This is a genomic window from Massilia sp. P2_C2 (assembly GCF_056404615.1).
Window position 1 is genome coordinate 1 of the sequence record NZ_JBFUDR010000200.1, and the last position, 11607, is coordinate 11607.

Genomic DNA, 11607 nt, shown 5'->3' on the forward strand with positions numbered 1-11607 from the left:
GCATCCCGCGGCGCCTGCCGGCCACGGTGGTCGGCGTCCTGCTCATGTGCGCCCTGTGGCCGGCGCTGGCGCTGCTGGGCGAGCGCGCCAATCACAATCCGGCACCGGTGCGCCTGGCCGACATCGCCGTGAGCGCGCCGCAGGCCGCCGGATTCGCGAACTGGAAACCGTTCTACATGGAGCCGGATGCGCGTTTCCACCGCGCCTACCGCGAAGGCAGCGTGCCGGTCAGCCTGACCGTGCTGTACTACCGCAACCAGAACCCGGACAAGAACCTGATCAGTTCCATCAACCGCCTGACCGGTTACCAGGACGACTGGCACGAAGTCGAAAGCGCCGCGCGCGCCGAGACCGTCGCCGGCCACCCGGTGACGCTGCACGAAGGCATCCTGCGCACGCCGCAGGGTGCGCTCATGGTCTGGGCCTTCAAGTGGGTCGGCGGGCATTACACCGGCAGCGACTACGTCGGCAAGCTGTGGCAGGCCGCCGGCAAGGCGATGCTGCGCGGCGACGACGGCGCCGCCGTGATGCTGGCCGTCCCCTACGACAACGACCCGGCGCGCGCGCGCGCCGCGCTGCACGGCTTCCTGGCCGGACAGGGCCAGGCGCTGGACCAGGCTTTGAACGCGACCCGAAGCCGCTGAAAAAATACAGATACTTAGCTTAGCCAACAAGAACGGAAATACATCATGCGAGTTCTCCACGTCCTCGACCACTCGATCCCGCTGCACAGCGGCTATACCTTCCGCACCCGTTCGATCCTGCGCGAACAGCGCGCGCTCGGCTGGGAAACCTTCCACGTCACCGGCGCCAAGCAGAATTCCGGCGACATGCTGGAAGAAACCGTGGACGGGCTGCACTTCTACCGCACGCCGGAATCGAAAGGCGCGCTGGCGAAGATGCCGGTGCTGAACCAGGTGAACGTGATCGACGGCCTGGCCAAGCGTCTGGCCGAGATCATCCCGCAGATCCAGCCGGACGTCCTGCATGCGCACTCGCCGTCGCTGAACGCGATGGCTGCGCTGCGCGTCGGCAAGCGCTTCGGCATTCCCGTCGTGTACGAGGTGCGCGCGTTCTGGGAAGACGCCGCCGTCGACCACGGCACCAGCACGGAAAACGGCCTGCGCTACCGTCTCACGCGCGCGCTCGAGACCTATGCGCTGAAGCAGGCCGACGCCGTCACCACGATCTGCGAAGGCCTGCGCAAGGATATCGTCGCGCGCGGCGTCCCGGCCGACAAGGTCACCGTGATCCCGAACGCGGTCGACATCGAAAAATTCTCGATGGGCGGCACGCCCGACCTCGAACTGAAAGAAAAGCTGGGCCTGGCCGGCTCGCGCCTGATCGGCTTCATCGGCTCGTTCTATGCCTACGAAGGCCTGGACGTGCTGCTGCGCGCCGTGCCGAAACTCGTCGCAAGCATGCCCGACCTGCGCGTGCTGCTCGTCGGCGGCGGTCCGCAGGACGAGCAGCTGCGCCAGATGGCCAAGGACCTGAACATCGCCGACAAGGTCGTGTTCACGGGCCGCGTGCCGCACGACCAGGTCAACAAATACTACGACCTGCTCGACGTGCTCGTGTACCCGCGCCTGTCGATGCGCCTGACCGACCTCGTCACGCCGCTCAAGCCGCTGGAAGCGATGGCGCAGGGCCGCATCCTGGCCGCGTCCGACGTCGGCGGCCACCTGGAACTGATCGCCGACGGCAAGACCGGCGTGCTGTTCCGCGCCGACGATCCGGACTCGCTGGCCGACAAGGTCGGCGCCCTGCTCGCCGCGCACGACACCTGGCCGAAGCTGCGCCAGGCCGGCCGCCGCTACGTCGAGACGGAACGCAACTGGAAGGTCAGCGTCGGCCGCTACCCGGCCATCTACGGTCGCCTGACGCAAAAGGCTCTGGCGGCATGAAGGCAAGCAGCACGGAGTCGCCACGATGAATGCGCCCGCGCATGAGCTCACGCCGGCCGGCGTCGACACCCGGCCGCTGGTCGTGCACCTCGTGTATTCGCTCGGCGTGGGCGGCCTGGAGACGCTGCTCGTCGACTGCATCAACCGCATGCCCGCGTGGCGCCACGCCGTCGTCTGCCTGACGACCTACACGTCGTTCGCCGACCGGATCGCGCGCCGCGACGTCGAGCTGCACGCGCTCGGCAAGCCGCCCGGCCTCGGCCTCGGCACGCACCTGACGTTCTGGCGCCTGATGCGGCGCCTGCGCCCCACCGTGCTGCACACGTACAACCTGGCCGCGCTGGAATATGCGTTCACGGCGACCATGGCCGGCGTCCCCGTGCGCATCCACGCGGAACATGGCCGCGACGCCAGCGATCCGCACGGCCTGAACCCGAAGCACAACTTCCTGCGCCGCCGCCTGGTGCCGTTCGTCGACCGCTTCATTCCCGTCTCCGAAGACCTGAACCGCTGGCTCGGCGACGTCGTGCGCATCCCGGCCGCGAAGACGCTGTTCATCAAGAACGGCGTCGACACGGACCGGTACGCCCCCGGCGGCGCGCCCGCCGCGGATGCACCGTTCGCGCCAGGCGACATCGTGATCGGCACCGTCGCCCGCGTGCAGGACGTCAAGAACCACCGCGCCCTCGTCGATGCGTTCGCGCAGCTGCGCGCGCGCCTGCCCGGCCTGGCGCCGCACCTGAAGCTCGCGATCGTCGGCGACGGCCCGCTGCTGCCGGCCGTGCGCGCGCAGGTGGCCAGCCTCGGCCTCATTGACGCCGTGTGGCTGCCCGGTGCGCGCGCCGACATCGCCGCCGTGTTGCGTACGTTCTCGATCTTCGCCCTGCCCTCGCTGGCCGAAGGCACGCCCGTCTCGATGCTGGAAGCGATGGCGTGCGGCCTGCCCGTCGTCGCCTCGCGCGTCGGCGGCATCCCGGAAGTCGTCGACGAGGGCGTGCAGGGCCTGCTGGTGCCGGTCGGCGACGTCGGCGCGCTGGCGGACGCACTGGGCCGCTACGCGCAGGACGACAACCTGCGCGCCGCGCACGGCCGCGCCGCGCGCGCGCGCGTGGAAGACCGTTTCAGCCTGCGCGCCATGGTGGCCGCGTACGGCGCGCTGTACGACGGACTTTGCCAAAACAAGGCACACTGACGCGTTACCGTTTCACCCATCGACAAGCAAGAAAGCCAACACCATGTGCGGAATAGTCGGAATCTTTGACACCCAGGGCAACCGGGAGATCGACCGCGAAGCGCTGCGGCGCATGAACGAGAGCCAGCACCATCGCGGTCCCGACGAAGGCGAGCTGTATCTGGAAAAAGCCCTGGGCATGGGCCATCGCCGCCTGTCCGTGATCGACGTGGCCACGGGCCAGCAGCCGTTCCTGAACGCCGCGCGCGACGTGGCGCTCGTGTTCAACGGCGAGATCTACAATTACCGCGCCTTGCGCGACGAACTGATCGCACTGGGGCACGCGTTCCGCACGAAGTCCGATACGGAAGTCGTCATGAATGCCTGGATCGCCTGGGGCGAGGACTGCGTGCGCCGACTGCGCGGCATGTTCGCGTTCGGCGTGTGGGACCGCAGGAAGCAGACGCTGTTCCTCGCGCGCGACCACGTGGGCGTGAAGCCGATGTTCTATTCGCTGCTGCCCAGCGGCCTGTTCGTGTTCGGCTCCGAACTGAAGTCGATCATGACCTTCCCGGAACTGTCGCGCAAGCTGAACCCGCGCGCCGTCGAGGATTACTTCGCCTACGGCTACGTGCCGGAACCGAACACGATCTTCCATAACGCTTATAAACTCAGCCCCGGCCACGCTATCCTGCTGAAGGTCGGCGACCGGGCAGTGACGCCCAGGCGCTGGTGGGATCTCGCGTTCAACGTCGCGCCGGCGCGGCCGGAGGCGGACGTCGAGGCCGAGCTGATCGAGCGCGTGCGCACCGCCGTGCAAAGCCAGATGGAATCCGAGGTGCCGCTGGGCGCCTTCCTGTCCGGCGGCGTCGATTCCAGCGCCGTCGTGGCGATGATGGCGGGCACCCGGGACGGCAAGGTCAGCGAGGGCGTGACCACGTGCTCGATCGGCTTCGACGATCCCGAGTTCGACGAGACGCAATACGCGATGCAGGTCGCGCAGCGCTACCGCACGCACCACCACGCGCAGATCGTCGACAAGGACGACTACGGCCTGATCGACACGCTGGCCCACCTGTACGACGAACCGTTCGCCGACAGCTCCGCGATCCCGACCTACCGCGTCTGCCAGCTGGCGCGCCGCCACGTGACGGTGGCGCTGTCGGGCGACGGCGGCGACGAGAATTTTGCAGGCTACCGCCGCTACCGCTTCGCGATGGCCGAGCACAGCGTGCGCTCCAGGGTGCCGGAAGCGATCCGTAAACCGCTGTTCGGCACGCTGGGCAGCCTGTACCCGAAAGCCGACTGGGCGCCGCGCGTGTTCCGCGCCAAGACCACGTTCGAATCCATCGCGCGCGACCTCGTCGAGGGCTATTTCCACGGCGTGTCGCGCCTGCCGGACCGCCAGCGCGACCAGCTGTTCTCGGACGGTTTCCGGCGCGACCTGCAGGGCTACCGCGCGATCGACGTGATGCGCGCGCATGCGAAGGACGCGCCGACCGACGATCCGCTGTCGCTGATCCAGTACCTCGACTTCAAGACCTGGCTGCCGGGCGACATCCTGACCAAGGTGGACCGCGCCAGCATGGCCCATTCGCTCGAGGTGCGCGTGCCCCTGCTCGACCACGAGTTCTGCGAATACGCGGCCACGCTGCCCACTAGCCTGAAGCTGCGCGGCGGCGAAGGCAAGTACATCCTCAAGAAGGCGCTGGAACCGCACCTGCCGCACGACATCATGTACCGGTCCAAGAAGGGTTTTTCGATTCCGCTGGCGGCCTGGCTGCGCGGCCCGCTGCGCGACGCCGTGCGCGACGCCGTGCTGGGCAAGCGCCTGGAAGACACCGGCATCTTCAACCGCCGCTACCTGGAACAGCTGGTGTCGCAACACCACGCGGGCACGGCGGACCACAGCGTGGCCCTGTGGTCGCTGATGATGTTCGACGCGTTCCTGCGCGTGAGCGCCGGGGCGTAGGGTGGGCTCCCCGAGCCCACGCGGACGTTCGCGGATCGCATACGTTATGCGTGGGCACAGGGTGCCCACCCTACCGGGATAGGGCCTAGATGAGGACTTCCAGCGCCGCCGGGTGCCCGAGGAAGGCGCCCGGACTGGCGGACGGGCCGTAGGCGCCGGACTGGAACACGACGATCAGGTCGCCGACCTGCGCATGCGCCAGCTCCATCCGGTCGGCCAGGATGTCGAGCGGGGTGCACAGCGGCCCCGTCACGCTGGCCTGACCGCTGTCGACCGGCGCCACGCGGTTGCCCACGGCGACCGGATAATTCTTGCGGATGACCTGKCCCAGGTTGCCGGAGGCCGCCAGGTGGTGGTGCATGCCGCCATCCGTCACGAGGAAGACTTCGCCGCGCGAGACCTTGCGGTCGACGACGCGCGTCACGTAGATGCCGCATTCGCCGACGAGGTAGCGGCCCAGTTCCAGCGCCAGCTTCGCCTGCGGCAGCGCCGCCGTCAACTTCTCCAGTTCGCCCGCCAGACGCGCGGCGATCGGCGCCACGTCGAGACGTTCTTCGCCGGGGAAATACGGGATACCGAAGCCGCCGCCGATGTTCACCTGGCGCACCGGCACGGGTGCCGCATCGGCCAGGCGCAGCGCGAGCCCGATGCTGCGCGCCTGGGCGTCGATGATGGCGTCGACACGCAGGCTTTGCGAGCCGGCGAAGATGTGGAAACCCTGGAAGTCGACGGACATCCCGGCCGCCGCGCGCAGCAGGCGCGGGACCTCCTCGGCGTCGATGCCGAACGGCTTGGCGCCACCGCCCATCTTCATGCCGGAGGATTTCAGTTCGAAGTCCGGATTCACGCGCAGCGCGATGCGTGGCGCGATGCCGAGACCGTCGCCGATGCGCGCGAGCGCGTTCAGCTCACGCTCCGATTCGACGTTCACGCACACGCCGGCGGCCACCGCCTGCACCAGCTCCGCCTCCTGCTTGGCCGGGCCGGCGAAGCTGATGCGCTGCGGCGCCATGCCCGCGTCCAGCGCGGTTTTCAATTCCCCGCCGGACGCGACATCCAGGCCGTCGACGAGACCGGCCATGTGCTGCACGAGCGCCGGCATCGGATTGGCCTTGATCGAGTAATGCAGCAGCACGCCTTGCGGCAGCTGCACGCGCAGGTCGCGCACGCGTTGCGTGCACAGTGCGCGGTCGACCGCGAAGAACGGCGTGCGGCCCACGCGCTGCGCGAGCCGGGGCAACGGGATGTCGCCAACCTGCAGGACATCGTCGACGACGGGAAAGTGGATCTGCGGCGCGTGGCGGGGTTTATTCATGATGCTTCGTTCGTTTGCAGGGAGTGGCGCAGCAGGTTACGGTCGATCTTGCCGTTCGGGTTGCGCGGCAGCGGGCCGGCGCGCAAGTCGACGCGGGCCGGGACCATGTAGGCAGGCAGGTGGCGCTTGCATTCCGCCAGCAGCGCGGCGGCGTCGACACTGCCCTCTTCCGCCGGCACGGCGATCACGGCGATGGCCTGGCCCAGTTGCGGATGGTCGATGCCGAAGGCGGCCACTTCGGCGACGAGGCCGGTCGCGTGCAATACCGATTCGATCTCGGTGGGGCTGATGCGGTAGCCGGACACCTTGATCATGTCGTCGCTGCGGCCGATGAAGTACAGATAGCCGTCGGCATCGCGGCGCACCGTGTCGCCCGACCACACCGCCAGTTCCGGCACGGGCAGGCCCGCATCCTGGCCGGGCGCAGGACGGAAGCGCTGCGCCGTGCGCGCCGGGTCATTCCAGTAGCCGAGGGCCACGAGCGCGCCGCGGTGCACGAGTTCTCCCGGTTCGTCGGCATCGCACGGGGCGCCGTCCGGGCGCACGACGAGGATCTCGGCGTTCGGGATCGCGCGGCCGATCGAATCCGGGCGGCGCGCGACCTCTCCCGGCGGCAGGTACGTGGAGCGGAACGCCTCGGTGAGGCCGTACATCAGGAAGATCTGCGTATCCGGCAATGCCGCGCGCAGCGCCTGCACCGTCGGCACCGGCATGGCGCCGCCGGAATTGGTGATGAAGCGCAGCGTGCAGCCGGCCGGCCAGGCGAGGCGCGCCAGCGCGATCCACAGCGGCGGCACGGCGGCCAGGCCCGTGATGCGCTCGCGCGCCACCATCGCGACGATATCCTTCGGGAACAGGTAGTTCATCAGCACGACGCAGGCGCCGCGCAGGAAGGCCGTCGTCAGCTGCGACAGGCCATAGTCGAAGCTCAAGGGCAGTACGGCGAGCAGGCGGTCGTCGGCGCGCAGGTCCAGGTAGCTGGCGACGCTCTGCGCGCCCGCGACCATGTTCCGGTGCGACAGCACGACGCCTTTCGGCTGGCCCGTGCTGCCCGACGTGTACAGGATCGCGGCCACGTCCGTGTCGATGCGGCGGTGCGGCGCGAGATGCGCGGACTCCTCTGCGGGCCACGCCAGCACGGGCAGCGCGGCGGCCGCCGCCGCGGCAACGGCCGCCGCGCCGTCGCCTTCGGCCAGCAGCACGGCGCGCAGGTCGGGACAGCGTTCCAGCACGGGCGCCAACTGCGCCAGGCGTTCGGCCGTGGTGGCCAGCAGGCGCACGTTGCAGTCGGCGAGGATGTAGGCGACCTGCTCCGGCTTGAGCAGCGGGTTGACGGGCACGAAGACGCAGCCGGCGGCGGCGGCGCCGAACATCGCCGCCACGTTCTCGATGCGCTTTTCCATGTACACCGCGACGCGCGCGCCGGGTTCGAGGCCGGTGCGCAGCAGCAGCGCGGCGACGGCGCGCACCTGCGCGGCCAGTTGCGCATAGCTGCTACGCCTGTCGCCATACGCCAGGGCTTCGGCGGCGGGCGTGCGGGCCGCACTCTCGAACAGGGAATCGTGGATCAAATGGTTCATCAATGCCATGGGGTCTGCCGGCAAGCGTGATCGGGCAAACGCCAATCTTACCAGTTCATCCCGCCAAGTCGTAGAGCAAGCCCTCGCACGCATTCGACACGTACGCAACGGTTGCGCTGGCAAGTCTGCTAGCCCTTGTTGACTCAACATTAAAAAAATGCTCTCATCTGATTCTTGAGATAAACACTCATCGCGCATCCACGAGGATCGACAACATGAACAAACCCCGCGCGAATGAAATCGATCTGCTGCGCTTTCTGGCGGCACTTGCGGTCGTCCTCTTCCACTATGCGTTCCGCGGGTATGCCGCGCACAGTTCATCGATGCCGTATCCGCTGCTGGAAGCGGCGGCCAAATACGGCAGCTACGGCGTCGAACTGTTTTTCCTGATCAGCGGATTCGTCATCCTGATGAGCGCCTCGGGCGGAAGCCTGAAGCACTTCGTCATCTCGCGCATCGTGCGCCTGTACCCGGCGTTCTGGGTCTGCTGCACGCTCACGGCCCTGGTCCTGCTCATGTTCGGCCGCAACCAGCCCACCGTGGTCCAGTATCTCTCCAACCTGACGATGCTGAGCGGTTTCTCGCTCATGCAGAAGATCGCCCCGGGATCGCATATCGACGGTTCGTACTGGTCGCTGGTCGTCGAGATGCGCTTCTATGCCCTGGTCGCGGTGGTCCTGCTGCTGCGCCAGATCCATCGGGCGGAAATCTTCCTCGCCGCCTGGTTCGCGACGGTCGCGCTGTTCGAACTGGCGGGCCTGGACCGCCTGCGCGATGTGCTGATCGTCGACTACGCCGCCTATTTCATCGCCGGCGCCATGATGTACCAGATCTGGTCGCACGGGCTGTCGTGGCTGCGCGCGGGCGTCATTTTGGGATGCTGGGCGCTGTCGCTGTACGAAAGCTGGATCGCCCTGCCGAAGTGGGAAGCCAACAACCATGTCGTCATGGACCGCGGCATCGTCCTGTCCCTCGTCACCGCATGCTTCGTGCTGATGTTCCTCGTGGCGACCAGAAGGACGGGCTGGATCGGCCGCCGCAACTGGATGGTGCTCGGCGCCCTGACCTATCCGCTGTACCTGGTGCACCAGTCCATCGGCTACGTCATCTTCAATCACCTGTATCCGGCGGTCGATGCGCACCTGCTGCTGTGGGGGACGGTGGCGGTGATGATCGCCGTCGCCTGGGTGGTCAACGTGCACGTCGAGCAGCGCTTTGCGGGCCCGTTCAAGCGGCGCCTGACCCACTGGTGGGATGCCGCGCACGCATCCATCGCGCCCGTGGCCTCGGCGAAGCCATCGGCGCCGGAATCCGACAACCGGGCCGATACGACGATCTGAGGCGTCCCGCTTACGGGCCGGAGCGCTCGCCCGGCGGCGGCGGGTACAACGGCTCCGCGATCGCGCGAACGGCTTGCGGCCGGCCCGCGAACAACGGGGCAAGCAGGTCCCGGTACCACTTCGTGCGGCGCTCGGTCAGCTCGCCCATGCCGACGACGCCCAGCAACAGGAGGCCGACGAACGCCGGCGCGGCATGCACACCGAGACCGTTCCACACCAGCACCGCCAGCGGCATGTGGAACACGTACATCGAGAACGTGAAACTGGAGAGATAGCGGACCACCCGCTCGCATTTCAGCAGCAGGCCCATGCCGAGCGAGCCGGCCGCCCAGAAGTTCGCCGCCACGACCAGGCCGAGCAGGAAATCGCCGACGAACTGGTTCGAGCCGCGCGTCAGGTCCATCGCCCCGGGCCAGAGGCCGCGCATGACTTCGCGGATGCGCGCGCCGACGTCGATCCAGAAAAACGCCAGCCCGGCGCCGAGCGTGAGCACGAAGATCCACAACGCCACCCGGCGATCGAGCACCGTCATGCGCCGGTGCAGCCAGACTCCGAGCAGCCACACGGGCATCAGCAGCAGGATCTTGGGGCCCGCGAGCAGCACGGCGCACAGCAGCAGCCAGCGGCTGGGGTGATAGCACCAGATGCCGAACAGGATGTAGTACCAGACCTCGTAGTTCAGCGACCAGAACGGGCCGTTATAGGGCAGCGCGACGTTCGCCCACGTTTGCGCGAGGAACGTCACGTTCAGCGCCACGTCCAGCGCATCCGACCCGCGCGTGCCCGCGTACTGCATCGTGTTCACGCCGAATGCGGCGAGCAGCAGCGACAGCGCGGCCGCGCCCAGCACGACGGGATAGATGCGGGCGATCCGGTGATGYAGGTAGCCGCGCAGTCCGAGCTCGGGCCGCGCCGCATGCGAAATGACGAAACCCGATAGCACGAAGAAGATGACGACCGCGGAATGCCCGGGCCACGGCAGCGGATGGTTGGGTACCGCGAGCGTCCACAGGTGGGATAGCACGACGAGCGTGGCCGCACCGAAGCGGACCAGGTCCAGGTACACCGATAGCCCGTGTGGGATTTCGCGTTTCATGATCGAGGCGCCTGTTGTGGGAAGTTTGGCATTCGAGACACAACACATCGCCAACGAGGCCCGGACTTGCATGTGTGTGATGCATAAATTATAACCTCAAAACCCATCCACACTGCCGATGTTGCTGCTTTGCCTCAGATGACGTCTACGCATCAGGCCAAGCCACAGCCAAGTATTTACCAACGTTTCATGCAGCTTGAATTCTGACAACGTTTGTTGTTTAATCATCACTTTTCGTAATTAACCATGCGTACCCAGGTGCGCATTACGGTTGCATTACGGTTGATACCGAGTTCTTTTTAACGACAGCCAACGTAAACTGTCGTATCGGACGGACTCGGTCTCGCGTGTTATATTTAATGCATGTCATCAACGAATCTTCCGCCGTCCGCCCGCCGCGCCATCCCTCCCGTGCCCGTGTTGTCGCTCGCGGCATTCGGGGGTGGACGCCGGGCCGCACTGCCCTCGTTGCTGGACGGCGCGGACGTGCGCCTCGTCACGAGCGGCCGCGTCGCCATCGGGCTCGCATTGCGCGCGCTCGGCGTGGGCCGCGGCGACGTCGTGCTGGTGCCGGCCTACCACAGTCCGTCGATGGTCCCGCCCGCACACTGGTGCGGTGCCGACGTCGCGTTCTACCGCGTGCATCCGGACACGGCGCCCGACCTGGCCGACATCGAAACGAAGCTCGCCGGCGGCAAGGTCAGGGCGATCCTCGCGACGCACTTTTTCGGCATCCCGCACGACCTGGCGCCGCTGCGCGCGCTGTGCGACCGCCGCGGCATCGGCCTCGTCGAGGATTGCGCCCACTGCTTCTTCGGCGCGCGCGACGGCGTCGCGGTCGGCAGCACGGGCGATTATGCGATCGGCAGCACCATGAAATTCTTCCCGATCTACGAAGGCGGCTGCCTCGTGTCGCGCCGGCACACCCTGGACGTGACCTTGACGAGCGCCGGCGCCGGCTTCGAACTGAAGGCCGCGCTGAACGCGCTCGAAGCCGCGTTCTCCTACGGCCGCCTGCCCGCGCTGCGCGCGCTGCTCATGCTGCCGCTGCGCCTGAAGGACAAGCTGTGGAACGCGTTCAAACAGCGGGGCGCGCGCGACACCGGCACGGCACACGCGCCGGCCGCGCCCGCGCTGGCGCCGTCGTCGTCGGACAGCGGCTTCGATTTCGATCCGCGCTGGGCCGACAAGCGCTCGTCCTGGTTTTCGCGCACGGTGTTGCGCAC

9 protein-coding genes are annotated in these 11607 nt (G+C 67.6%); 6 read left to right on the forward strand and 3 right to left on the reverse strand.

The window, feature by feature from the left end; genetic code table 11:
- From AC1DYX_RS20815 to AC1DYX_RS20830, 4 genes are all read left to right on the forward strand, one after another.
- The coding region (locus AC1DYX_RS20815; RefSeq protein WP_477262320.1) for an exosortase C-terminal domain/associated protein EpsI at positions 1-644 on the forward strand (644 nt) is incomplete at its 5' end.
- A 45-nt stretch (positions 645-689) separates the two neighbouring features.
- Positions 690-1907, forward strand: a complete 1218-nt coding sequence (locus AC1DYX_RS20820; protein WP_477262322.1) for a TIGR04063 family PEP-CTERM/XrtA system glycosyltransferase — start codon at positions 690-692, stop codon at positions 1905-1907.
- Between the two features lie 25 nt (positions 1908-1932).
- Positions 1933-3099, forward strand: a complete 1167-nt coding sequence (locus AC1DYX_RS20825; protein WP_477262325.1) for a TIGR03088 family PEP-CTERM/XrtA system glycosyltransferase — start codon at positions 1933-1935, stop codon at positions 3097-3099.
- A 43-nt stretch (positions 3100-3142) separates the two neighbouring features.
- The gene (locus AC1DYX_RS20830; RefSeq protein ID WP_477262327.1) at positions 3143-5050 is read left to right on the forward strand and encodes an XrtA/PEP-CTERM system amidotransferase; all 1908 of its coding nucleotides are present in this window, start codon (positions 3143-3145) and stop codon (positions 5048-5050) included.
- 85 nt (positions 5051-5135) lie between these two features.
- On the opposite strand, the gene AC1DYX_RS20835 is transcribed toward AC1DYX_RS20830, so the two are convergent.
- Both AC1DYX_RS20835 and AC1DYX_RS20840 read right to left on the reverse strand, forming a co-directional pair.
- Complete coding sequence (locus AC1DYX_RS20835; RefSeq protein WP_477262329.1) at positions 5136-6365, reverse strand: pyridoxal-dependent decarboxylase, exosortase A system-associated; 1230 nt, start codon at positions 6363-6365, stop codon at positions 5136-5138.
- Positions 6362-7945 carry an acyl-CoA ligase (AMP-forming), exosortase A system-associated gene (locus AC1DYX_RS20840; protein WP_477262337.1) on the reverse strand — a complete coding sequence of 528 codons (1584 nt, stop codon included), beginning with the start codon at positions 7943-7945 and terminating at the stop codon, positions 6362-6364. Before AC1DYX_RS20840 ends, AC1DYX_RS20835 begins: the two co-directional genes overlap by 4 nt.
- Before the next feature lie 215 nt (positions 7946-8160).
- Here AC1DYX_RS20840 and AC1DYX_RS20845 point away from each other — a divergent pair, with 215 nt between their 5' ends.
- Complete coding sequence (locus tag AC1DYX_RS20845; protein WP_477262331.1) at positions 8161-9285, forward strand: acyltransferase family protein; 1125 nt, start codon at positions 8161-8163, stop codon at positions 9283-9285.
- Positions 9286-9295: 10 nt separating this feature from the next.
- Here the strand turns inward: AC1DYX_RS20845 and AC1DYX_RS20850 are convergent, their stop codons facing one another.
- The gene (locus AC1DYX_RS20850) at positions 9296-10381 is read right to left on the reverse strand and encodes an acyltransferase family protein (protein WP_477262333.1); all 1086 of its coding nucleotides are present in this window, start codon (positions 10379-10381) and stop codon (positions 9296-9298) included.
- 363 nt (positions 10382-10744) lie between these two features.
- Here AC1DYX_RS20850 and AC1DYX_RS20855 point away from each other — a divergent pair.
- Positions 10745-11607 (forward strand): aminotransferase class I/II-fold pyridoxal phosphate-dependent enzyme (locus AC1DYX_RS20855; protein WP_477262335.1); only part of this gene is annotated, 863 nt, incomplete at its 3' end.

Bases quoted from the DNA above. Each gene is read 5' to 3' on its own strand.
- AC1DYX_RS20820 (WP_477262322.1), top strand. From the start codon at position 690: ATGCGAGTTCTCCACGTCCTCGACCACTCGATCCCGCTGCACAGCGGC.
- AC1DYX_RS20825 (WP_477262325.1), top strand. From the start codon at position 1,933: ATGAATGCGCCCGCGCATGAGCTCACGCCGGCCGGCGTCGACACCCGG.
- AC1DYX_RS20830 (WP_477262327.1), top strand. From the start codon at position 3,143: ATGTGCGGAATAGTCGGAATCTTTGACACCCAGGGCAACCGGGAGATC.
- AC1DYX_RS20840 (WP_477262337.1), bottom strand. From the start codon at position 7,945: ATGAACCATTTGATCCACGATTCCCTGTTCGAGAGTGCGGCCCGCACG.
- AC1DYX_RS20845 (WP_477262331.1), top strand. From the start codon at position 8,161: ATGAACAAACCCCGCGCGAATGAAATCGATCTGCTGCGCTTTCTGGCG.